This is a genomic window from Kurthia gibsonii (assembly GCF_006539985.1).
Classification (GTDB): Bacteria; Bacillota; Bacilli; order Bacillales_A; family Planococcaceae; genus Kurthia; species Kurthia gibsonii.
The window spans coordinates 67,435-91,881 of sequence record NZ_BJOB01000004.1 but is presented as its reverse complement, the minus strand read 5'-3'; the positions used below and the strand labels follow the sequence as shown (position 1 = coordinate 91,881).

The window sequence follows — 24,447 nt, the reverse complement described above, 5'->3', positions numbered from 1 at the left end:
ATACACATAAGACCAACCTTAAGCCAATCCCAAGCTTTTGCATAATACCGTATATTATAACATAGTTAAAATAAAGTACACTGTGAATTAATGTTTTTCATGACGATTTTGTAAGACACCTAATACATCATATAAATCTAATTTTTGCTCTTGTAATAAGACGAGTAGGTGATACAATAAGTCGGCTGCTTCCCACTTCAATTCTTCTGCATCACGATTCTTCGCAGCGATGACAACCTCCGTTGCTTCTTCGCCCACTTTTTTACCGATTTTATCGACACCTTGTTCGAATAAATACGTTGTGTACGCATTCGCTGGCATTTCTTGTTCGCGCGTTTGAATAACATTCTTCAATGTTTCTAAAATATCGAGTGAACCAATCGCAAGTGATTTTTCAATCACATCTTCATGGAAGCAAGATGTTGCACCTGTATGACAAGCAGGTCCATTCGGTAATACTTCCACAACGAGTGCATCTTGATCGCAGTCTGTACGCATCGCAACGACTTTTTGTGTATGTCCACTTGTAGCTCCTTTATGCCAAAGCTCTTGACGTGAACGCGAGTACAGCCAAGTCTCTTTTGTTTCGAGTGTTTTTTTATACGATTCTTCGTTCATATAGGCTAAAGTTAATACTTCTTTTGTACGTGCATGTTGAATGATGACCGGTACTAAATCATCTGCTCCAAATTGAATTTTCATCGAATCGACACTCCTTTATTTTTTAAATAACTTTTCACTTCTTCTACACTTGTCTCTTTATAGTGGAAGATGGAAGCAGCAAGTGCTGCATCGGCATCCGCATTTTCAAGCACTGTATAAAAATGTTCGGCATTCCCCGCACCGCCACTTGCGATAATCGGTACATTGACTTCTTTTCGTATGGCTTTCATCAATTCTAGATCGAATCCTTTTTTCTCACCGTCTGAGTCCATCGATGTAACAAGTAATTCACCAGCCCCAAGTGCAACAGCTTGTTTAGCCCATGCAACTGCTTCAACATCAAGTCGGTTACGTCCGCCATGCGTGAATACCATCCACGTGTTGTCTTGTTCACTCCACTTCGCATCAATTGCTACAACGATACATTGCGAGCCAAAATAGCGCGCACCTTCTTCAATGATTTCTGGATTTTGTAGTGCAGCTGAATTAAGCGATACTTTATCAGCTCCCGCTCGTAGCATGCGCTTCATATCTTCTAGCGTTCGAATACCACCGCCTACTGTGAATGGAATGGATAATGTAGCGGCTGTTTGTCGCACGACATCTTCCATCGTCTCTCTTCCTTCGTGTGTTGCAGATATATCTAAAAACACTAATTCATCCGCACCCTGTTCATTATAAAAAGTAGCGAGTTCTACAGGATCTCCTGCATCACGTAGCGATACAAATTGAACCCCCTTTACGACACGACCATCTTTTACATCGAGGCATGGAATAATTCGTTTAGTTAGCATTATTCTGCCTCCTTCAGCGCTTCTTCTAATGTGAATTGTCCTGTGTATAAAGCTTTACCAATAATCACACCCGCAATCGTTGTTGATTTCGCAGCTTCTTTCACTGCTTGAATGTCAGCTAAACTACTCATTCCACCCGATACAATAATATTTGCACTTGTTGCACGCGCTAATGCTTCATTTGCTTCAATATTTGGTCCTTGAAGCGTTCCGTCCGTTGCGATATCTGTAAAAACAAAGTGCTTTGCGCCTTTACTTGCAAAATACTTTCCAACTTCAATCGCTGTTTGATTCGATGTTTCAAGCCAGCCATGCGTTGCGACCATACCATCTTTTGCGTCCAATCCAATGACAATACGCTCTGCACCGTATTTTTCAATAAAGGAAGCAACAAGTTCAGGTTCACGAATTGCGAGACTTCCAATAATGACACGTTCTACACCTTGATCTAAATAAAATGAAACATCTTCTTCTGTTCGGATACCGCCACCAATTTGTACGCGCAGAGGTAATTCCTTTGCAACACGGACAACATCTTTTGCATGTACACGTTCACCGTCTTTTGCACCATCTAAGTCAACCATATGTATGAACGTCGCACCTGCATCTGCAAAACTTTTTGCCATATCAAATGGTGAATCACCGTAAACAGTTTCTTGCGCATAATCTCCTTTAAATAAACGGACACATTTACCACCGCGCATATCAATCGCTGGGAAAATTTGAATTGCTGTCATGATTGCGTCTCCCCTTCTACTTGTTGTAACCAATTTTTTAATAGTGTCATACCGCAAGTGCCTGATTTTTCAGGGTGAAATTGCATACCTGTTACATTGCCTTTTTGTACAATTCCCGGAACACGAATTCCTTCATATTCTGCGTAGGCAACTAATTGTTCGGGTGCTAAATCTACACCGTAATACGAGTGAACAAAGTAAACATAATAATCTACTAATTCCTTTGGTTCTTGCCAATTAGGTGTGAATGTAAGGTTATTCCATCCCATATGCGGAACACGTACTTTTTCATCATCAAAGCGACGAATTGTCCCTTTAAAAATACCTAAACCTTTAAAGAAACCATTTTCTTCACTATCTTCAAATAGTAATTGCATACCTAAACAAATCCCGAGTAGCGGTTTTTGTTGTTCCGCTATTTCATAAACAAAGTGATTCAATCCTGTCTTTTCTAAACAACCAATCGCATCTGCAAATGCACCAACACCAGGTAAAATGAACGCATCTGCTTGTTTTAGCTGCTCTATCTCTGAAGACACAATTACTTCATAGCCTAATCTTTTAACTGCTTGCTCCACACTAAACAAGTTTCCCATACCATAATCAACGATTCCTACTTTCATCCAAGTAACCCCTTTGTTGACGGTACGCCTTGTACACGTGGATCAATTTGAACAGCATCATCAATGGCACGCGCAAGTGCTTTGAAAATCGCTTCAATAATGTGATGTGTATTATGACCATATGGCACAATAACATGTACATTCATACGAGCTTCTAGTGCAAACTTCCATAAAAATTCATGTACGAGTTCTGTATCGAATGTGCCGACTTTTTGAGCTGGTAAAGTGGCACGGAATTCTAAATGTGGGCGGTCTGAACAATCCACATAGACTTGTGCTAGCGCATCATCCATTGGTACAAAAGCATGTCCATATCGTTTAATACCTTTTTTATCGCCAAGTGCTTGTCGAACCGCTTGACCTAAAACAATACCTAAATCTTCTGTTGTGTGGTGGTCATCAATTTCAACATCGCCATTCGCTTCAATTTTCCCGTCATATAAACCATGCTTCATAAATAAATCGAGCATATGGTCCATAAATGGTACACCTGTATTGACCGTTACTTGTCCCGTACCATCTAAATCAAAATCAATCGCAATTTGTGTTTCATTCGTTTTACGTGTAATACTCGCTGTACGTGTTCCCATCACTATTCACTCCTTCTCCCAACCTCTTGATTCAACTGCTCTCGCATGTCCTTCCAATCCTTCTAAACGTGCGAGACGTGCAATTTTCGGTGCGTTTTGTTCCCATGTTTTTTCGGTATAATAGACAACACTTGTTTTCTTAATAAAATCATCGACATTTAACCCCGAAGCAAATCGTGCTGTACTATTTGTCGGTAGGACGTGATTTGTTCCTGCAAAATAGTCACCTACAGGCTCTGAACTGTAACGTCCTAAAAAGATGGCACCTGCATGGCGAATTTGTTCACTTACTGCTTCTGCATTTTTCGTTACAATTTCTAAATGTTCGGGTGCTAACTGATTAATAGCTTCTACTGCTTCCGCCATCGAACTTGCTATATAAATACGACCAAAGCGTTCAACTGATTGACGAGCGATTGATTCTCTTGGTAATGTCTGCAATTGTTTTTCCACTTGTGTTGCAACAGCTTGAGCGAGTTGTTCACTCGTTGTAATTAAGATGGAACATGCAAGGGCGTCGTGTTCTGCTTGAGATAGTAAATCGGCTGCTACTTCATCAGCATAGGCAGTTTCATCTGCTAAAATAGCGATTTCGCTGGGCCCCGCGATCATGTCAATTGCGACATCACCAAACACTTCCCTTTTTGCAAGTGCTACAAAAATATTTCCTGGACCTATAATTTTGTCGACGGGTTGAATCGTTTCTGTACCATATGCGAGTGCTGCAATTGCCTGCGCACCGCCCATTTTATAAATTTCTGTAATGCCTAAAATCGAAGCTGCTGCAAGTACTGCATCGGGTAATTTCCCTGTTGCATCACATGGCGTTGCAATGACTACGCGTTCTACACCCGCAACTTGTGCTGGAATCACATTCATCAATACAGAAGAAGGATAGGCTGCTGAACCACCTGGTACATATAATCCAACTGATGTTAGCGGTAAAATGCGCTGCGCTAAATATGAACCATCTTGTAATGGTAGTTTGAATCCTTGACGACTTTGTTGTTCGTGATAACGACGAATATTGGCTGCTGCTTCGCGTAAGTCTTGTAAGATGACTTCATCTATCGCCTGAATAGCTGCAGCGATTTCTTCCTGTGTCACACGAAGATTTTCTAAACGAAAATCATCCCATTTTTCTGTATACGCTTTTACTGCTTCATCACCTTGCTGCTTTACATCTTCAATAACTGCACGAACTGTTTGCAGCTGCATCTCATTCCCTGTTTCAAGTTGACGCTTTAAAGAAATACCTGCTGTTAATATTTGAATATCCATCTACTCACCCCTATTTTACACACGCTTTTAGACGTTTTACTAAATCTATAATACGTTCATTCTTCATACGGTAACTTGCTGGATTGGCAACTAATCGTGACGACACATTCGTAATATATTCATATTCTACAAGTCCATTCTCTTTCAATGTTTGACCTGTTGAGACAATATCGACAATGCGATCTGCTAAACCAATCATCGGTGCTAACTCAATCGAGCCATTCAGTCCGATAATTTCTACTTGTTCGCCGCGCTCACGATAGTAGGCTGACGCAATATTCGGATATTTTGTCGCAATACGTGGAGCAATCTCATCTAGTACGGTATTCGGTAAACCAGCTGATGCAATATGACATGTACTAATCTTCAAATCAAGTAATTCATGCACATGGCGTTGTTGCTCAAGTAATGTATCTTTCCCCGCGATTCCAATGTCTGCTACACCATGCTCAACATATGTAGGTACATCCATCGGTTTTGCTAAAATGAAGCGAATATTTTCAGAAGGTACTTCCAACATGAGTTTACGTGATAAATCAATTGTTTCAGGTAAGTCGAAATTCGCTTGAATTAATAGCTCATATGCTTCTTCAAAAATACGTCCTTTTGGCATCGCAATTGTTAATGGCTCATTCATAACTTGTACCCCCTTGTCCAACACGTACTACTTTCGTAAACTGCTTTTCATATTGTGCGAAATTTTCGATTCCTTCTAAAGATTGCATCGTCGTACGATAACCCTGTTCGCGCAATTGCTGTGTTTGTTCAAGTGCCTGTGCCAATTGTGTCGATACAAATAGAATAAGAACACTCTCTTTTTCATCTTCTATTTTCGGCATTGCTTCTAATAAATAATCAATTCGCAGTGCGAAACCTACTGCACTCATATCTGCACCGAAATTTTCAAGCAATCCATTATAGCGTCCGCCATTCCCAATTGGATAACCTGTATTCGCCGCAAATACTTCAAACATCATGCCTGTGTAATAATTCATATGACTTGCGATTGTAAAATCAAATGCCACGTATTCTTGTACGCCAGCAATTTCCAAAATCGAAGCGAGTTGTTCCATATAAATGAGCGCTTCTTTTTCATAAAGATATTTTGAAATTTGTCGCATATTGGTAAGGGATGTTGCTTCCTCGATAAATGATTTTAATGTGCTAGCCTGTTCAGTCGTTAATACAAAACAATCCACTGCTTCTTCAAAACCAACATAGTTACGATTCACGAGTAGTTGATGTAATTCAGTAAACTGTTCTTCTGTTTGAACATTTTTTCGAATGATCGCTTCTAAAATTCCCGCATGACCAATCGTAATCTTGAATGATTCAATACCTAAGCGCTTCATTAAATCAATCGTCGTTAGAATGACTTCTGTATCTGCGTAAATTGAATCATCACCAATTACTTCAATCCCCATTTGTTCGAATTCTGCCGGCTTTCCACCTTCCAATTCTTGCGCGCGGAAAACATTTGAAAAATAAGCTAATCGCTGTGGTACTTTTTCTTTTAATAGTTTTGTTGAGGCAATACGTGCGATGGGCGTTGTCATATCTGGACGTAACACGAGTGTGTTTCCTTGTGAATCAACTAATTTAAACAAGTTCGACTCTAAAATTGCTGAAAAACGACCAACTGTTTCGTAATATTCCAATGTGGGTGTCTTAATAAAGTCAAATCCTCTTAAAGAGAAAAATTCACGTCCGACTTGGCGTATCCATTCTTTCTTTTCAAAAATCCCTGGTAATGTGTCACGCATACCTAATGGCTTTTCGAATGGGCGAATCATAGACATACTTCCACTTCCTATCTTTTACTTTAGTTCACTAGAGTACTAATGTGATGATGTATAGTATTCTAACGCAATTCTAGATAACCGTCAAATTTCATATATATAAAAAGACATGCTCACGTAAAATAATTCGTCTTTCAACTACTCTATTTCCTCAAACATGCCTTTTTTTCTTTTATTTCGTATTAAGATTTTTCAGATAATTTCTTTTCTCGTTGTTCCTTTGTATAAATAATTTGCATAGGATTTCCACCAACCATCGCGCCTGCTGGTACATCTCGGTTCACAAGTGTCATTGCCGATACTACTGCATCATCGCCAATTGTAACACCTGGTAGAATCGTCGAGTTTGCACCAACCATGACACGACTCCCAATTTTCACATCGCCTAAGCGATACTCATCAATTAAATATTCATGCGCTAAAATTGTCGTGTTATAGCCAATAATCGTATCGTCACCAACTGATATTCGTTCAGGAAACATCGTATCAGGAACAACTTTTAAAGCGAAAGCTGTTCGCTCACCGACTTTCATATGTAGTAGATGGCGATAGAGCCAATTTTTCATCGCGAGAAATGGTGTGATGCGTGCGATTTCAATTACTATAAAACATTTTGCCACTTTCCAAAAAGAAACTGTCTTGTAAATTTGCCACAAAGAAGAGGCTCCCTTTACTTTATAGCGTGTCGTTTTGCGCATAGGCTTCCACTCCTGTAATTTGATATAAATCACGCATATGGTAAAGCATATAAGTTGGGTGTAGTGCTTCTAAAAATGCGGCTCCCTTCAACGACCAAGCGACACCTGCTGTATGAACACCTGCATTTTGTCCGCCTTCAATATCATGGTAGTTATCACCAATCATAATGACTTCATGCTTTTGTAAACCAAGTTCTTGTAGAGCGAGTAAGACAGGTTCTGGATGTGGTTTAGTATGTTCAACCTCATCGTTACTAATAATTACATCGAATAGTTCTTCTACACCTAATACATGTAAACCAGTTAAAATAGCCTCACGTCTTTTTGTTGAGACAATGGCTAATTTCAAACCAGCTCGCTTCAATTGTGTTAGTACTTCGACTACACCGTCAAATTCTGAGACCAATTCGTCATGGTGCACACGATTCCACGTAATATATTCTTCGATTAAATTTTCAGCATTTTGTGGATCAATTGCTGTAAACGTTTCTTTTAAAGAAGGTCCGATAAATTGAGCCATATCTTCTTTTTTATATTTCCCAGGAAATTTTGGTGATAAGACATGATAAAAAGTTTCCATAATTAATTCGTTTGTATCTAATAACGTACCGTCAAAATCAAATAATAATCCTTTATAATACATAGCTAGCACTCCTTTTATATAAAACAACCCGGGCTACGTGATGTAGTTCCGGGCTTTCTACTATTTATCTTTATAACGTACAACTGGATTCATCTTCTTACGACGATAAATCATAACAATTACCGCAATAACTAACGCGATTAATGATACCATCTGCGCTGTACGAAGGGGGCCAATGTACAAACTATCTGTACGAAGTCCTTCTACGAAATAACGCCCGAATGAATACCACATCACATAGATTAAGAAAATTTCCCCACGTAATAGATTCACTTTTCTAAGTAGTAATAAAACGATCAAGCCGACAATATTCCACATTGATTCATAAAGGAACGTCGGGTGATGATAAAATCCTTGAACATTCATCTGTTCAATAATCCAGTTTGGTAAGTATAAGCTTTCTAAAAATGAACGCTCTACGACACTACCGTAAGCTTCTTGGTTCATGAAGTTACCCCAGCGCCCGATAATTTGACCGATTAAAATCGACGGCGCTAGAATATCGGCTACTTTCCAGAAGTTGACGCCACGCTTTTTACAGAAGATTAATACAGTAATGGCACCACCAATCAGTGCACCATGAATGGCAATACCACCTTGCCATATTTGAACAATCTGTCCTGGATGTTCTTTATAGTAGCTCCATTCAAATAATACATAATAAATTCGGGCACAGATGATTGCAATTGGAACCGTCCAAATTAATAAATCTGTTAAAAAGTCGTCTTTAAAACCTCTTTTGGTCATTTCACGCTGCGCAACTACATAGGCAATGATAATACCTGTTGCGATTAAAATTCCATACCATCGAACTGCTACAGGCCCTAAATTAAAGGCTACCGGATCAATTTGCATTAATAAAAAATCCATCTCTTTCTCCTTCCGCGTACAAGACTTACCCCTGTCCTTGAATTACATCTTCTAGTCTCTTTGTAAATTCTTCCGCAGAATTAACACCAAGATTTTTTAGACGGTGATTCATTGCCGCTACTTCAATAATAACTGATAAGTTTCGTCCTGGTCTTACAGGAATTGTCAGCTTCGTTAAATCGGTATCTAAAATACGCATTGTATCTGTCTCGATTCCTAGTCTATCATATGTTTTTTCGGAATCCCAAACCTCAAGGTCGATGACAAGAGAAATTCTTTTATGGCGACGAACAGCTGAAGCACCGAACATTGTCATAATATCGATAATTCCAATACCACGAATTTCTAACATATGTGCAATAAGCGGTGGTGCATTCCCAATCAGTGTGTTCTCACTCTCTTGGTAAATTTCAACACAGTCATCTGCGACAAGGCGATGGCCTTTCTTTACAAGCTCTAATGCTGTCTCACTTTTACCGACACCACTATTTCCTGTAATGAGTACGCCTATTCCATAAATATCAACCAGTACACCATGTACAGCTGTTGAAGGTGCTAAACGACTCTCTAAATACGTTGTCAGCTTACTTGAAAAACGTGTTGTTGATAGATTCGTTGTTAGTACTGGCACATGATTCTCTTCAGAAGCCATACGTAATTCTTCAGGTACTTCCATGTTATGCGAAATAATAATAGCAGGTGTATCTTCTGCACATAACTTTTGCATGCGCTCCATTCTTTCCGCCTTCGGTAACATTAAAAAGAATGATAACTCCGTCTTGCCGAGTAACTGTACACGCTCTGCTGGATAGTGCGTGAAATAACCAGCCATCTCTAAACCAGGTCTCGAAATATCACTTGTTAAAATGTGTCGACCAATTCCTTCTTCACCACAAATGAGATTCAAATTAAATACTTCCATTATATCTCTCGTACATACTTGTTCCAACTTGTTCACGTCCTCTCAATCGTACGTTTATTTTATCATGTCGCGTTCGGAATTTCTTCCTTAAAACGATACAAAAAAACAGCTTGATTGTCATTTCTACAATCAAACTGTTTTTTAAATTACTTTTGAGTTGAAAGCCATTCTGCAACTGCTTTTGCTTCGTCGCCTTTGACAATACCACCAGGCATGCCACCTTGACCATTTTCAATAATGTCTAAAATCTCTTTTTCAGATTTTTTTGCACCGATATCTTTAATTGAAGGCGCATTCCCGTTATTTAATTCATTCCCATGACAGCTAATACATTTCTGTTTTGCAATCTTTTCGCCATCTACTTTTGTTGAATCACCTGATCCTGATTCACTTGAACCACACGCACCTAAAAGTAATGCCGAACCGAGAATAGTTGCAAAAAACACTTTTTTCATGTCTTTCCCTCCAGTACAAGTTCTTCATTCTAACTTATTATACAATAACAGGATTCATACATAGATTTCAATTATCACGAAAAAAGGAACTTTCTACTAAACCAATTGGAAGTTTGTTACCCATTGATTTGCTTTTTCTACAAATTCAAATAGTTCATCTTTTTTTAATTGAAGCTTATCCTCTAAACGTGTTACTTCTTCCCAATCTAAACGTTCTAGTGCAATTGCCATATCTAAAACAGGAGATAAGGATGTTTCACTTCCTGAAATCGTTTCAACAATTTCATCTGACAAAGGTAACTGCGCCAAAATAACGTTCATTGGTTTTTCTAATAAAGCATCAATTAATGAGAACATACCCACTAAAAAATACTCTGAGTTATTACGATAACCAATTCTTTTCGCCATGAGCTCACATATTTTGGCACGACAAAGTGATGTCTTCATTAATTCTTCATACATATCCGCTTTAGGCTTTTTACTCCATTCACGATAAATTAAAATTTGCACCCATCTTTGTAAATCCGTTAACCCGAGTAGTAAAATTGCTTGTTTAATCGAACGGATTTTTCGTTTCGTTCGTTTAGAAGAATTATTAATGAGCTTTAATAATTTGAAAGAAAGCGCAACGTCATGTTCAATATGATCAACTAGCCCATCAATATCTGGTTCTGCACTATTTAATAAAGCAATTACTTTATAATATTGCAGCATATTTGCTGGAATTTCATTACCTTTAATAATTTGAGGCTGTTTAAAATAGTACCCTTGAAACAACTTATACCCAATCGTTCTAGCTTCTAAATATTGTGCTCTCGTCTCTACTTTTTCTGCAAGCAATGTGATATGTGGATAATGTCTTAATACTTTCTCTTCAATTTCATGTCGTTCTACTTCTGTCGATAGCAAAAAATCCACTTTTATGTAATCAACATATTGAAAGAGCTGGTCATATAAACTCACATGATTTTGAAGAACAAAATCATCTAAAGCAATGCGAAATCCCCTATTATGAACCTCTTTGACACGCTCCACTAACTCAGCTGTAATTGGCACATCTTCTAATACTTCTACTACCACTTCTCGCGGTGATAAACTTTCAAATATATCACTTTTTAATAGTGCATCCGTAAAATTAATAAAGCAGGGCTTACCACTCGCTAATTCATCAAAACCAATTGAAAAGAATGAGTTTATAATGACCTCTACCGTTGCTAAATCGGAGTCTACAGCCATATATTCATTCTGTTCTTGGTCATTTCTATATAAGAGCTCATAAGCAAATAATTTTTCATTTTCATCGAAAATCGGTTGTCTACCGATAAAAATCTCCATTTTCCTACTCCCTCACTATTTCGTCCATTTTATTATAGCAATATTTATGACTTTAGTCTTTACCTTCTATATAAAATATATAATTTTTGTACCATACATACAGTTATTCTAACCTAATAAATAGAAAATATTTCACATTTAATTATTTTTATGATAATATCATTTGGATTATTTGGTAAATATTATAAATTTATTCTATCATAAAAAAGGGAAATCGGCTATTTTAGCGATTTCCCTTTCATTTTTATTTTATTTTAATATAACAATTAGTTACTTAGTCTCATTAAAGATAATTGACCATTCTGCTTTCTTATCTAACATCTCTTTCGCTAACTGTTTTGCGCCTTCTAAACTATGGCTTGCTGCCCAGCCACACTGAACTTCGTTACATGCTGGGACTTCTGTTGCGTCTACAACATCTTGTAATGTATTTTCTAAAATTGTTAATACTTCATCATAGTCTGTATGATTAATCATCGATAAATAAAAACCTGTTTGACATCCCATCGGACTTAAGTCTACTACGTAATCTGTATGGTTACGAATATTTTCAGCCATTAAATGTTCAATTGAGTGAAGTGCAGGCATCTCCATATGCTCTTTATTCGGTTGTTTAAAACGAATATCGTATTTATATACCTCATCTCCGTGCTGACCTTTTTTAATTCCTGCTAGGCGAACAAATGGTGCCTGTACTTTTGTATGATCTAAATTAAAACTTTCTACATTCATTTTTTCTGTCATCATGAAAACTCCTTTTAAATTCATTATTAAGAATATTCTAACATATATTTATTTAAAAAAAGACCTTTGCTATTTTTTAAGCAAAAGTCTTTTTATTTTACGATATAGTTGATTTTCTCGATTTGATAAAGCCAACGAATGCTGGAATAACCGAAAGGAAAATAATCACAATTAATACGGTAGAGAAATTCTCTTTTACAATTGGGATATTACCAAAGAAATAACCAAGTAATGTACAGCTTCCCACCCATAACGTCGCGCCTACGATGTTATACATTAAGAAGTAGCTATACTTCATTCGACTTGCACCTGCAACGAATGGAATAAATGTACGAATAAAGGGCATAAATCGTGCGATGACGATTGTTTTACCGCCGTGCTTATTAAAGAACGCCTCTGCTTTATTCATCTTTTCTTGATTAATCATTTTTCCCATAAGTGTACCTGGACGAATCGTCGTCCCTACTTTTTTACCGATTTCATAATTTAATGAATCACCAATTACAGCAGCAAAGAAGAACACAAGAAGCAATGTTGGTAAGCTTAATGAACCAATTGCGGCAAATGTTCCTGCGGCAAATAATAGCGAGTCCCCTGGTAAGAATGGAAAAATAACAAGACCTGTTTCAACAAAAACGATTGCGAATAAAATACCGTATGTCCAGTTGCCAAAGTCTCGAATGATTTCTACAAGATGTTGATCGATGTGTACGATAAAACTAATAATATATTCAATCATGCTAATCATCTTTTTTCATCCACAATCCTTTTCTATGATTTCTTTGTCTATCATACCTTTTTGTATATAAACTGTCATGTGAAATTGAACGTCACCATCATGGAAAAGTTGCTATTTTAAAAAAAATTACAATTTCTTAACAAACCAATTTTGAATGGCTTCTAATCGCTGTAAACGCAAATTCGGTAAACCAGTTCGTGATAAATCATGATTTGCCTGTTCAAAACGAATAAACTCTACCTCTTTCCCCATTGACTTCATTGTTGCATACAGCTGTTCTGCTTGTTCAATCGGACAACGATCATCTAATTCTCCATGTAGAATCATCAGTGGTGTTGTACTATTTTTGACATATTTTAATGGCGAATGCTCCCAAAGTTTGTTTACATCATGCATATCCCCTTCAATTTGCCATGGTGTGAAATAGTAACCGATATCGGATACGCCAAAGAAGCTCACCCAATTTGAAATAGAACGTTGCGTCAATGCAGCTTTAAATCGGTCTGTATGTCCAATAATCCAGTTTGTCATAAATCCACCATAGCTACCACCTGTTACACCTAGACGACTTGAATCAACCCATTCGTATTCTGATGTTGCTAAATCCACTGCTGCCATTAAATCTCGGTAATCACCGCCACCATAGTCACCACGACAACCATTTACGAACTCTTGGCTATAACCATGACTACCACGAGGATTCATGTATAGGACACCATAACCTTCTGCAGCGAGTAACTGCATTTCATGCATGAATGTATTCGCATACATCATATGTGGACCACCATGAATCGCTAACAACAATGGATATTTCTGTCCTTCTTGATACTGAGTTGGCTTCATCAACCATCCCCATACAAGTTGTCCCTCATTCTCCACTTGAATAATTTCTGGCTTAACTAGATGATGTGTTTGTTCATAGTTTTCATTGAATTGTGTAAGTTGATGACGTTCGCCTGTTGTAACTTCATGTAAATAGAGGTTACTAACGGTTGTCGGTGACGAACAAGCAATCAATGCATATTGTCCGTCCTTTGTGATGTCATACCCGTAAATATGTTCTTCTTCAGGTGTAGCAGGATAGATTGCCCCACTCAATGTTGCGTAATACAGGCGTACATCGCCCATTGATGACATTTGGAAGTAGAGATCATTTCCTTCCGTCCAAACAACAGAAGGTGCTTGAACACTCTGTTGTACATCGCCAATTGCATAGTCTCCAACAGGTAAGTCCATCATCGCGGTTAATGACCAAGCGGATTGCTGTGTTACATCGTATACATACACTTCATTATGTGTGGCATTACGATAGGGTTCGTTTGGCGACACCTCAAAAGCAATGTAAGCTCCGTCATGTGAGTACGTTGCTCCACCTAACGAACCATCCATATCAAAGATTTTTTCCATTGTTTTTTCTTCTATTGAATATTGTAAGAGTTGCATCGAAAAATCGTCATCTTTTGCTGTAGACCAATTCGTTAATAATACTGTCTGACCATCAGGCGAAACATGCTGTACACTATAATTCGTTTCATCTTTTATAAGCGGTGTTATTTCTCCAGTTGTTACATCCAACTTCGCAAAAGCAGCGTATTGTTTCGTATTGAGTAAACCTGTACCATTCAATTTATAGCGCATACGATCGACATGATAGGCTTCTGGTCGTTTCTTTTCTCTCTTTTCTTCGAAAAAATCTTGCTCTATTTTTGCTGTAAAATAAATTGTCGCACTATCTATATGCCATTGATAAGAAGTAATGTGACGTAATTCTTTTACAACCGCTCGTGCTTCTCCGCCATCAATCGGTAAAATGTATAAAGTTGCCTCTTTCTCCCTTGTTGAAATAAAGGAAACCATCTTGCTATTTGGAGACCATTGAACCGAAGAAATACGTTCTTTTCCAAAAGTAAGCTGTTGTATCTGTCGTGTTTGTAAATTTAATTGATACAAATAGTTATAGTACGTATTTTCTTTTTCGTCTATTACTGTTTTCAGAAAAACAGCCTGTAACTGATTCGGTGCGATAATAGGTGTCGCAACTGATACCAATTTAAATAAATCTTCTTTTTCTACATATTTTTTCATCTAATTCACACTCCTCTACTACCATTATAAACCTGTTATAGAAAATATCACAAATCTAATTAATACACATTATTTCTCGTTATACTTTAAAAGTAAATCAAAAATACATAAATTTTCTATCTTGCCTATTTTTTCATATCAGTGTACACTTTTTAAGTATTATAAGTGCTTGAAACCACTTGTATTTTCTGAATTTTTAAGAGATATAATCTATTTATATCATGTGAATTGGAAAACATTATGCTATCATGTTATGGAAACACAAAAAATGCACTAAGGAGAGTTGTTTTTTATGAGTAATAAGCAACCAGAACTCAAGCGAGGTCTCGAATCAAGACATATTGCATTGATGTCGCTCGGCGCTGCCATCGGAGTAGGTTTATTCCTCGGTTCAGCTGGCGCTATCAAAATTGCGGGTCCAGCGGTCTTACTGACATACGCAATGGGCGGTCTTGTTATTTTCTTTGTTATGCGTGCTTTAGGTGAAATTGCAGTTGAAATTCCTGTAGCAGGATCATTCAGTCGTTATGCACAACAGTTTTTAGGACCACTAGCTGGATTTATTACGGGGTGGAATTATTGGTTCTTATGGATTGTAACGTGTATGGCAGAAATTACAGCAGTCGGTATTTATATGACATTATGGTTTCCAGATTCACCAAAATGGGCTTGGGCACTTGCAGCACTTGTTGCGATGACATTAGTCAACTTAATTGCCGCAAAAGTATTTGGTGAATTCGAATTCTGGTTCGCCTTTATTAAAGTATTTGCGATTATCGCGATGATTGTAATTGGTTTAGCCGTTATTCTATTTGGAATTGGCAACGGTGGTGTTGCAACCGGTTTCTCTAATTTATGGTCACATGGTGGATTCATGCCAAATGGATTCTCAGGCGTAATCGGCGCATTACCAATTGTTATGTTCGCATATCTAGGGGTGGAGATGATTGGCGTAACAGCTGGTGAAGCCAATAATCCAAAAAAGACATTACCAAAAGCAATTAATACGGTATTATGGCGTGTGTTGATTTTCTACATAGGTGCATTAACCGTTATTCTGTCGATTTATCCTTGGAGTGATATGGACGGTCAAAGTAGTCCATTCGTTATGATGTTTGATCAAGTAGGTATTCGCTACGCTGCTGGTATTATTAACTTTGTTGTACTAACAGCTGCTTTATCAAGCTGTAACAGTGGTATTTTCAGTACAGGTCGTATGTTATTCAACCTGGCTGGTCAAAAACAAGCACCGAAAATTTTCCACAACGTTGGAAAAACAGGTGTACCAACTGTCGCAATTCTATTCTCAGCTATTGTTTTATTAATTGGTGTTGTTTTAAACTACTTCGTAGATGAAAAAGTATTTATCTACTTAACAAGTGTGTCGACATTCGGTGCCATTTGGACGTGGCTCATTATATTATTTGCGCAAATTAAATTCCGTAAAACGCTGACAGGCACTCAAGTAAATAAGTTGTCATTTAAAAATATTTTCTATCCATTAGGTTCTTACTTTGCAATCGCTTTCTTATTCATGGTTGTTGTGCTTATGTATTTCAACGTGGATACTCGTATTGCACTCATCGTAGGCCCTATCTGGATTGCCTTACTCATTTTCTTCTACTTTGTTGTTTACAAAAAGCAAAAGAATCAAGGCGATTCATTCTAAATTTCAATACGAAACAGACTGAAGCATATATGCTCCAGCCTGTTTTTTATTTTGAATCCGTATTTTTTTGTTCAGTCTGTTCATTGTATTTTTGCTCTTGTTGCACTTTTTCACGCGTTTGTGAAATTGGATTACGCCCATCTATATCAGGTCTTGTACCGGAAGTCGCCTCATCAAATGGTGCATATATGTGATCTGCTTTATTGTGTCGGAATAAATATCTAAAAATCACATAAATCACAAGAATAACGAGTATTAGACTAATCGCTCCCCAAACAATTGTTGCAATCATCTCAGTTCCTCCTCTGCTAACTGTCTTTTCAATACCTTACCTGTAGAATTCTTTGGTAATTGCTCGACAATTCGTATTTCTGTAGGACACTTATACTCTACTAAATGCCCTTCACAATACATTTTCAAACGTTCTGGATGAATTTCTTCTTTCAACGTAATATATGCACATACCTTTTCACCGTATTCTACATCATTTAATCCAACAACAGCTGCTTCTAATACCGCTTCGTGTTGATATAAAACTTCCTCAACCTCTCGTGGATAAACATTATATCCACCTACAATGATTAAATCTTTTTTACGGTCAACAATAAATACATAACCCTCTTCGTCCATATAGGCTAAATCACCTGTGTATAGCCAGCCATCTTTTAAGACATTAGCGGTTTCTTCAGACATTTTATAATAACCTTTCATCACATTCTTACCACGTACTGTTAATTCACCAATCTTCATACGCGGCACTTCGAATCCTTTTTCATCTACAATACGATTTTCTACATGAACGATACTCTGCCCAATTGAACCCACTTTTTGTTTACCTAAAGGATTAAAACATGTAACTGGAGAAGCTTCGGATAAGCCATATCCTTCTGAAATACGAAGCTGGAATCGTTCTTCAAATTGTTCAATCACTGCTCTTGGTAAAGATGAACCGCCTGAAATAGCTAAACGAATTGAACCGAGTGGCTTTTCATAACTAGATTCTGTATGTAGTAAAAAATTATACATAGTAGGAACGCCCGCCATAACAGTGGCTCCTTGTTCATTTGCTGCTTCGAAAATTCGAACAGGGCTAAAATGTGATTGAAGAAGTAGTGTTGCGCCTTGTAAAAGTGGCGCATTGACAGCTACGGTCAATGCAAATACATGAAATACAGGTAATACTGTAATCATACGATCATCATGATAAATACCTAGAAATTCTGCTACATCTCGAGCATTTTCAAATAGATTTTCATGCGTTAACATAGCTCCTTTGGGATGACCTGTCGTACCTGATGTATATAAAATAACAGCCACATCTGCCATAGAATGTATATGAGTATCTTGTAAACAGTTGTTTATAGAGAATAATCCAACCATTTCCACAGGACATACTATTGCCTCTAATGCTTGATATTGTTGTGTGACCAGTACAGTCTTTGCATCACTTTGTTCTAGAATGTATTGAATTTCATGTTTAGTATAACTTGGGTTAATCGGAATAGCTGTTGCACCCATTGCCCAAATGGCATAGAGTGAAAAAATAAATGTTGGTTCATTGCCCATCATAATCGCAATATGGTCCCTTGCTTTGTACCCTTTCTCCTTTAAATCTCGTTGAATTCCTTCGATTACACGACTCATTTCTTCGTATGTATAAGATTCACGTTCTGCTTGAATCGCTAATTTAGTTGGGTTTTTTCGCACATTTTCAATAAAGCTGTTCAAAAGACTCATATCATCACGCTCCTATTACGTTACATTGTATGTTAATTTTTTGCATTTCACAATGTTAAGAGAAAAACAGACTGGGACAAAACAGTTCATCTTCTTTTTTAGCGTTCGCAATGAAAAACTGGAACCGCACCATAGCGCGATTCCAGTTCTTCTTATGCTCATGTAGGTTCATGTTTTTACACTTATACCCTTATTTATCTTTTAGTTAAATATTTATTTTTAAATGCGCTAAATAACGCCAGCGAATGAGATAAAAATAGAGCAATTGTAAGAGTGATACGCCAACCATCACTAAAATAATCTCCCTCATAATTGATAAATCTGCAATACCTCGCCAAAATACTTGTAAAGAGATGAAGGCAAATAAGCTATTCACCATCGCAATTGCCCATGGTAAAAAGAACTGTGGAATGAGTTGTCGATTGACGAGTTTACGAATTTCTTTCTTCGTTACACCCATTCGATATAATGTTTCGTATTGTTTTTTCTCTTGTTCTAGATTCGTATAAAGCTTAAAGTAAATAAAGCTTCCTGCTGCTAAGAAAAAGACCGCTGCAGCTAATAATCCAATGAATAATAACAGTGCGAATGTCGAACGAATAAACGAATAATCTAAACCTGTATTTTCAAAATAAAAAGGTAATGATGCTTCAGTTCCCATCGCATAAGCAGTATTAATCATCATTTCTAAGTCATGTCCTACGTATTTAGTATCTTGCCATTTTGGGACATTAAAAATATAAATATGACTTGAAGACTGTGTACCATTCATGCCCGTCATAGGTGCATAAATACGTTTAAAATCTTCATCACTGACAATAATTTGATTCGTCCCTAACTTATCTGCTGGGAATACAATTTTCGGATAGGCAGAATCAATATGTAGTTTCACATTTGATTCTTGTAGCGTTGTATAAACATTTTCTTTTGATAGCATTTTTAATGATTCTTCCGAATACGCTAAGAAAAGTGCATGTCCTTTTTCTAGTGAGACAAGTGGATAACCTAACGAAACAGCTAAATTATTCAAATCTTTTTCGCTAATAATCTTAACAGGTGCATGCGTTTTAGAAGAAGTCTGCCTTTTTACGACGACACGATCTAATCGATAACTTAACCCCTCTTCTTGTAGTTCATGTTGAAGGTTCGTAATATGACGATGTTCATACGGGTTGTCAGCCGAACTTGTGTACACGAGACTGAGTGGATTCAGTTGATGATATTTATGCGAAAATGTTGATAGTGAACTCAATGTGCCAATCGCTAAAAAAGCGAGCGTTGATACCATCGACGAAATGAAGAACATGCGTGCATTCTCTTTTAACATCGCTGCTACTTCTGAAACAGATAGTAAACGATATTTACGCCAGTAAACATGTTTATTTTTCCGAATGAGCTTTAAAAAGACTTGTACTGTATCTGTAAAGAATAAATACGTACCGAGTGTCACGATTGGTGGTAATAATCCTGCTAATGTCACTAAGTTACTCTTCGTCGCATTGGCAGCTAAAACGTACCCTACAACCAGTAGTACCATACCAAAGATTGCACGCGCCCATGAGAATGTGACATCTTCTGGTTTTCGCTGTGTTCCTTTAATTAGTTGAATGACATGATCGTCTTTAATCGTAAAAATACTCACATAGGAGATGACGATAAATAGTGTCATAAACGTACCAATCGTAAGTGCAAAAGGCTTCCATGAAAAATAAAGTGCAAGCGATTTAATCTCTAAAATTTCACGTACAACCATGAAAAAGAACTTTGAAAAAACAAAGCCAAATAGAATACCTAAAATGACTGAAGTCATACCAATAATTAGAATTTCTAAAAGAACTAAACGATTCAACTGTTTTTTTTCCATTCCTAATTGCATTAAAATACCGAATTCTTTTGAACGCGCTTCTAAAAAGGCACGTACAGAATAGAATAAAAAGAACAGCATAAATAACACTAAAATAATTTCCGCAATAAACATCCCACGAAATGCAATCTCTGTTACAAATTCATTCTCAACACGCGGATGATACATGAGCATGGAATAAATGAAAAATACCATGACCGATGAAATACTTGCCATAAAAAAGGCCGCATATACACGGCTATTTCGAATGACATTACGGAAGGCGAACTGACGTAAAGTCACCAACATTCCCCCCTAGTAAGCTCAAGACATTCAAAATCCCTTGGAAGAATGTTTGTCGCTGATTGTCTTTATAAATTTCATTGAAAAACTCTCCGTCTTTAATGAACAGTACGCGGTCACAATAACTTGCTGCAATCGGGTCATGTGTTACCATAACAATTGTGGCGTTTTCTCGTTGATTAATGCGTCCTAATAACTCTAGTACATCCTTTGTTGATTTAGAATCTAAATTCCCTGTTGGTTCATCAGCTAAAATCAGCGTAGGACGGTGAATTAATGCACGACCAATGGCTGTCTTTTGTGCCTGACCACCTGAAATTTCGTTCGGTCTTTTTTCTAAAATTTTCGTTAAGTCCAGTTCTTGTGCTAATACATCAATACGACGCTGCATCTCCTCTACATTCATACCATCAAGTGTTAGAGGTAGCACCATATTTTCTTCGACATTGAGCATGGGAAGTAAGTTGAAATCTTGAAATATAAAGCCGAGTTCTTTTCTTCTAAAGTAAGCAAGCTCTGTTTTATTTAAGTCATGTGGATTCACACCGTCTAATTCAATCACGCCAGAAGTCGGACGATCAATCGTGGAGATAAGATTGAGAAGTGTCGTCTTGCCACTACCAGATGGTCCCATAATCGCTAGAAACTCACCCTTCTCTACTTCAAAGCTAAATTGATTCAAAGCACGATGCGTCACTTTACCTTCGTATACTTTCGTCACATCTTCAATTTTCAATAAAGCCATTTTCATCCCTCATTCTAAGCGTATTTAAAACAAACGGTAATTGTTGTTCCTTCTCCGACCGTTGATTCAATCGTCAATTTATGTCCTAATTTTGTGCAGATTTCCTGTGCTAAATAAAGCCCCATTCCTGTCGATTCTCCCGTTTTACGACCATTCTCTCCTGTAAAGAAAGCTTTCGTAACACGTTTTAAGTCCATCGCTGGAATACCAATTCCTTCATCCCGAATTTGAAGTGCAATTCCTTCTTCATGTTGAATCGCTGAAATATATATTTTTTTGCCATCTTCAAACGTATATTTCACCGCATTCGTTAAAAACTGCCCTATCATGAACTTGAGCCATTTTGGATCAGTTGGTACTTCAATATCATCTGATACATCAATACTTGGAAAGACATGATTCGAGATAAAAAGGCGTTTGTGTTGATTGACGACTTCTGTCACGATTTGTTTCAAATGTGTTTGCTCAATTTTTAAATCTTCTTCAAATGTATCCAATCGTGCATTCATTAATACCATTTCTAAACCATGTTTTAGGCGTTCCATCTCTTCACGTGTACTTTTTTTATCGAGTGGTTCATCTTCTTGCAACATCAATTCCATCACTGCAATTGGTGTTTTCATCTGGTGTACCCATTGATTCATAAACTGAAGATGACGATTTTGTTTTGCATATAATTCTTGCGCTTCTAGCTGATAAATACGATATAACTCATGCATGTACTCCTCGACTTGTACTTCTTCTGCTGTTTTCGCATTTTTTTGAAGCGCATCATCCATCGTCGTTGGTAAATGCACAATTTTTTTATAGAATGCTTGGCGCATCATATAACGTAAAGCTAAAAAAGTCAGCGTAAACACAATCGTTACGATGATGGAGTAAATAGCTGTACTCGTATTACGAAAGCCATCTAACCAATAAAGTAGCAGAATAAATGCTACAAGAAACAATTCGAACACGAAGAAAATAGCGTGGTCACGAATGAAAAGCTTAAGTGCTGCCATGCTACGCCTCCTCCTCATGCAATAAAAAACGATAACCTGCTCCTCGTACAGTTTCGATGGTTGACTGTACGTCATAATCCGCTAGCTTTTTTCGAACGCGCGTCATATTTACATTTAGCGTATTTTCATCAACGAAAGCTTGGTCGTCCCATAATTCTTCTAATAAATGTTCACGAGAGACAACTTTTGGTGCTTCACTCATAAGTAACCCTAAAATGACACATTCTTTTTTCTGTAAAGGAATCATCTCATCCCTTACTTGTAATTCCATACGTTCTAAAAATAATTGTAATTGCCCTTGTTGTACGGTTCTCTCCTCTTGTTTTGAAGCATATTCACCATACGTTCTTCTTAAATGACTTTTAATTTTTGCAAGTACGATTTCATAGTGAAATGGTTTCGTAATAAAATCATCGCCGCCATTTTCAAGTGCAAAAATTTGATCCATTTCGCCCGAACGAGCAGATATATAAATGATGGGTACTGTTGTGAATTGTCGTAATTGGCGACACCAATAGTAACCATCATAAGAAGGTAAGTTGATGTCTAACAAAACAAGATGAGGAGAGAAAGCCTTAAACTCTTCTATAATCTGATCAAAGGCCTGTACAGTTTGGACTTCATAATGGTATTTTCGCAATGTATCCGCAAGCATAGAAGCAATTTTCAAATCATCTTCTACAATTAAAATACGGTGCTTGTCCATTTTGTTCCCTCCTTCTCTATTAATACATTAATTGTACAAATTCTTCTTCTGTCACGCCACCAAAGTAAGTTGGTAAATCAAATGGTTGAAGTGCCTTTCGTATAGCGCTTGCTTCATATCGAACACCTTTTAAAGCTTGTTCTAAATCTACCATATCGCCAACACCGAAGAAATCGCCAAAGATTTGAATATCTTCAATCATACCTTTTTTCACTTCAATGTGTAAGTCGATAAAGCCCGATGCAAACTTTTTTGAACGCTGTGTATTGAATTTCGGTGATTTCCCGTAATTCCACTCCCACTTTTGATAGCGTTCTTCTGAAATTTTATGAATCGCTTTCCAATCTTCTTCTGTTAGTTCATAGTAGCGAATTTGATCCTCTCCACCAAAAATAGCCTGTAAAATTTCTAAACGGAAATCTTCGATTGTAACCGTTTGGTCATCTAATAAATCAATAATATTCGTAACGCGTGAACGAACTGATTTAATCCCTTTTGACTCCATTTTTTCCTTTTTAGGGCGTAAAGCGCGTACAACTTCTTCAATGTTTGCATTGAACATCAGTGTACCATGACTGAACATGCGGCCATTTGTTGAAAACATCGCATTCCCTGAGAATTTCTTTCCTTCAGCTAAAATATCATTTCGCCCTGATAATTCTGCTTTTACACCCATGTGATTTAGTGCGTCCACTACAGGTTGCGTGAATTTCTTAAAATTTTGGAAATTATCTCCTTCATCTTTTGTTAAAAAGCTAAAGTTTAAATTACCTAAATCATGATATACAGCACCACCACCTGAAAGACGGCGAACGACAATAATATCATTTTCTTCGACATAGTCCGTATTGATTTCTTCGATTGTATTTTGGTTACGACCGATAATAATCGACGGTTGATTTATGTAAAACAGTAATAAGCCCTCTTCTACATCTAAATTTGTCAGTGCATATTCCTCAATTGCTAAATTTATACGTGGGTCTGTAATCCCTTTATTATCAATGAATAACATAGATTCGTTAGCTCCTTTTTTAAGTTCTCACATCTATTTTACTTTATTTTTTATGTTTTGTATTGACTTTTCATTCTGTATTATAATACAATGTTAAATAACAAATCAGTAATATAACAGATTGCTTAGGAGGCGAATTCAAATGTTAGAAAACGTTGTAGAATTTTTCAAGAACCTGCCGGACAAACACTGTGCCAAATGTGGAGAGAAAATCGAAGAACAAAGTGAGTGTTACTCAAACACTTGTCATCATTGTGAATCACTGTAATCAATACTGTTATGTGCTGAGCTAGAAATTCCCCAAAATATTTCTAGTTCAATCACTACCGTTTATATTCTAGACTGAACCATAGAATATGAACCTATATAAAGTCGCTTAATTTTATGGAGTAAATCCAAAAACGCTTAGAGATTCTGAACCAATCTCTAAGCGTTTTTTCATATGTAAAA

26 protein-coding genes are annotated in these 24,447 nt (G+C 37.1%); 2 read left to right on the top strand and 24 right to left on the bottom strand.

Going from position 1 to position 24,447, the window contains the following annotated elements; genetic code table 11:
* Positions 1–87: 87 nt before the first annotated feature.
* The 17 genes from hisIE to KGI01_RS02240 all read right to left on the bottom strand — a co-directional run bounded on the left by hisIE (position 88) and on the right by KGI01_RS02240 (position 14,978).
* Positions 88–702 (bottom strand): bifunctional phosphoribosyl-AMP cyclohydrolase/phosphoribosyl-ATP diphosphatase HisIE, encoded by a 615-nt coding sequence (gene hisIE, locus KGI01_RS02320; protein WP_141272939.1) that lies wholly within the window; start codon positions 700–702, stop codon positions 88–90.
* The gene (gene hisF / locus KGI01_RS02315) at positions 699–1,457 is read right to left on the bottom strand and encodes an imidazole glycerol phosphate synthase subunit HisF (RefSeq protein WP_141272937.1); all 759 of its coding nucleotides are present in this window, start codon (positions 1,455–1,457) and stop codon (positions 699–701) included. The genes hisIE and hisF overlap by 4 nt, the downstream gene beginning before the upstream one ends.
* On the bottom strand, positions 1,457–2,194 hold the full coding sequence (gene hisA, locus KGI01_RS02310) for a 1-(5-phosphoribosyl)-5-[(5-phosphoribosylamino)methylideneamino]imidazole-4-carboxamide isomerase (RefSeq protein WP_141272935.1): 738 nt from the start codon (positions 2,192–2,194) through the stop codon (positions 1,457–1,459). Before hisA ends, hisF begins: the two co-directional genes overlap by 1 nt.
* The gene (gene hisH, locus KGI01_RS02305; RefSeq protein ID WP_141272933.1) at positions 2,191–2,817 is read right to left on the bottom strand and encodes an imidazole glycerol phosphate synthase subunit HisH; all 627 of its coding nucleotides are present in this window, start codon (positions 2,815–2,817) and stop codon (positions 2,191–2,193) included. Before hisH ends, hisA begins: the two co-directional genes overlap by 4 nt.
* Positions 2,814–3,407 carry an imidazoleglycerol-phosphate dehydratase HisB gene (gene hisB, locus KGI01_RS02300; protein WP_141272931.1) on the bottom strand — a complete coding sequence of 198 codons (594 nt, stop codon included), beginning with the start codon at positions 3,405–3,407 and terminating at the stop codon, positions 2,814–2,816. Before hisB ends, hisH begins: the two co-directional genes overlap by 4 nt.
* A gap of 6 nt (positions 3,408–3,413) precedes the next feature.
* On the bottom strand, positions 3,414–4,688 hold the full coding sequence (gene hisD, locus KGI01_RS02295) for a histidinol dehydrogenase (protein WP_141272929.1): 1,275 nt from the start codon (positions 4,686–4,688) through the stop codon (positions 3,414–3,416).
* Positions 4,689–4,698: 10 nt separating this feature from the next.
* Positions 4,699–5,325, bottom strand: coding sequence for an ATP phosphoribosyltransferase (gene hisG / locus KGI01_RS02290; protein ID WP_141272927.1), 627 nt, complete (start codon positions 5,323–5,325; stop codon positions 4,699–4,701).
* On the bottom strand, positions 5,318–6,487 hold the full coding sequence (locus tag KGI01_RS02285; RefSeq protein WP_141272924.1) for an ATP phosphoribosyltransferase regulatory subunit: 1,170 nt from the start codon (positions 6,485–6,487) through the stop codon (positions 5,318–5,320). Before KGI01_RS02285 ends, hisG begins: the two co-directional genes overlap by 8 nt.
* 182 nt (positions 6,488–6,669) lie before the next feature.
* Positions 6,670–7,185 (bottom strand): acyltransferase, encoded by a 516-nt coding sequence (locus tag KGI01_RS02280; protein ID WP_141272922.1) that lies wholly within the window; start codon positions 7,183–7,185, stop codon positions 6,670–6,672.
* A complete protein-coding gene (gene ppaX / locus KGI01_RS02275; protein WP_141272920.1) occupies positions 7,163–7,828 on the bottom strand; it encodes a pyrophosphatase PpaX in 666 nt (221 codons plus the stop codon). The genes KGI01_RS02280 and ppaX overlap by 23 nt, the downstream gene beginning before the upstream one ends.
* A gap of 60 nt (positions 7,829–7,888) precedes the next feature.
* Positions 7,889–8,698 carry a prolipoprotein diacylglyceryl transferase gene (lgt, locus tag KGI01_RS02270; RefSeq protein ID WP_141272918.1) on the bottom strand — a complete coding sequence of 270 codons (810 nt, stop codon included), beginning with the start codon at positions 8,696–8,698 and terminating at the stop codon, positions 7,889–7,891.
* Positions 8,699–8,723: 25 nt separating this feature from the next.
* A complete protein-coding gene (hprK, locus tag KGI01_RS02265; RefSeq protein ID WP_141272916.1) occupies positions 8,724–9,647 on the bottom strand; it encodes an HPr(Ser) kinase/phosphatase in 924 nt (307 codons plus the stop codon).
* Between the two features lie 119 nt (positions 9,648–9,766).
* Positions 9,767–10,075, bottom strand: a complete 309-nt coding sequence (gene cccB / locus KGI01_RS02260; RefSeq protein ID WP_068451163.1) for a cytochrome c551 — start codon at positions 10,073–10,075, stop codon at positions 9,767–9,769.
* 96 nt (positions 10,076–10,171) lie between these two features.
* A complete protein-coding gene (locus KGI01_RS02255; RefSeq protein ID WP_141272914.1) occupies positions 10,172–11,410 on the bottom strand; it encodes an EAL and HDOD domain-containing protein in 1,239 nt (412 codons plus the stop codon).
* 270 nt (positions 11,411–11,680) lie between these two features.
* Positions 11,681–12,154: an S-ribosylhomocysteine lyase gene (locus KGI01_RS02250; RefSeq protein ID WP_141272912.1), complete on the bottom strand. Its 474-nt coding sequence runs from the start codon at positions 12,152–12,154 to the stop codon at positions 11,681–11,683.
* 97 nt (positions 12,155–12,251) lie between these two features.
* Positions 12,252–12,899 carry a VTT domain-containing protein gene (locus KGI01_RS02245; RefSeq protein ID WP_255314709.1) on the bottom strand — a complete coding sequence of 216 codons (648 nt, stop codon included), beginning with the start codon at positions 12,897–12,899 and terminating at the stop codon, positions 12,252–12,254.
* Positions 12,900–13,019: 120 nt separating this feature from the next.
* Entirely contained in the window at positions 13,020–14,978 is a 1,959-nt protein-coding gene (locus KGI01_RS02240) for a S9 family peptidase (protein ID WP_141272908.1), read from the bottom strand.
* Positions 14,979–15,270: 292 nt separating this feature from the next.
* Between KGI01_RS02240 and KGI01_RS02235 the strand changes: the two genes are divergently transcribed.
* A complete protein-coding gene (locus KGI01_RS02235) occupies positions 15,271–16,647 on the top strand; it encodes an amino acid permease (RefSeq protein ID WP_141272906.1) in 1,377 nt (458 codons plus the stop codon).
* 46 nt (positions 16,648–16,693) lie between these two features.
* Here KGI01_RS02235 and KGI01_RS02230 read toward each other — a convergent pair whose 3' ends face one another.
* The 7 genes from KGI01_RS02230 to KGI01_RS02200 form a co-directional block, all read right to left on the bottom strand.
* Positions 16,694–16,939: a hypothetical protein gene (locus tag KGI01_RS02230; protein ID WP_141272904.1), complete on the bottom strand. Its 246-nt coding sequence runs from the start codon at positions 16,937–16,939 to the stop codon at positions 16,694–16,696.
* The gene (locus KGI01_RS02225; protein WP_141272902.1) at positions 16,936–18,384 is read right to left on the bottom strand and encodes an AMP-binding protein; all 1,449 of its coding nucleotides are present in this window, start codon (positions 18,382–18,384) and stop codon (positions 16,936–16,938) included. Before KGI01_RS02225 ends, KGI01_RS02230 begins: the two co-directional genes overlap by 4 nt.
* 205 nt (positions 18,385–18,589) lie before the next feature.
* On the bottom strand, positions 18,590–20,530 hold the full coding sequence (locus KGI01_RS02220) for an FtsX-like permease family protein (protein WP_141272900.1): 1,941 nt from the start codon (positions 20,528–20,530) through the stop codon (positions 18,590–18,592).
* Positions 20,502–21,275 carry an ABC transporter ATP-binding protein gene (locus KGI01_RS02215; RefSeq protein WP_068451145.1) on the bottom strand — a complete coding sequence of 258 codons (774 nt, stop codon included), beginning with the start codon at positions 21,273–21,275 and terminating at the stop codon, positions 20,502–20,504. The genes KGI01_RS02220 and KGI01_RS02215 overlap by 29 nt, the downstream gene beginning before the upstream one ends.
* A gap of 14 nt (positions 21,276–21,289) precedes the next feature.
* Positions 21,290–22,279 carry a sensor histidine kinase gene (locus KGI01_RS02210; RefSeq protein ID WP_141272898.1) on the bottom strand — a complete coding sequence of 330 codons (990 nt, stop codon included), beginning with the start codon at positions 22,277–22,279 and terminating at the stop codon, positions 21,290–21,292.
* Position 22,280: 1 nt separating this feature from the next.
* Positions 22,281–22,985 carry a response regulator transcription factor gene (locus KGI01_RS02205; RefSeq protein ID WP_141272896.1) on the bottom strand — a complete coding sequence of 235 codons (705 nt, stop codon included), beginning with the start codon at positions 22,983–22,985 and terminating at the stop codon, positions 22,281–22,283.
* Between the two features lie 19 nt (positions 22,986–23,004).
* The gene (locus tag KGI01_RS02200; RefSeq protein WP_141272894.1) at positions 23,005–23,997 is read right to left on the bottom strand and encodes a lipoate--protein ligase; all 993 of its coding nucleotides are present in this window, start codon (positions 23,995–23,997) and stop codon (positions 23,005–23,007) included.
* Positions 23,998–24,139: 142 nt separating this feature from the next.
* Here KGI01_RS02200 and yhfH point away from each other — a divergent pair, with 142 nt between their 5' ends.
* Complete coding sequence (yhfH, locus tag KGI01_RS02195) at positions 24,140–24,265, top strand: protein YhfH (protein ID WP_082701353.1); 126 nt, start codon at positions 24,140–24,142, stop codon at positions 24,263–24,265.
* Positions 24,266–24,447 lie beyond the last annotated feature (182 nt).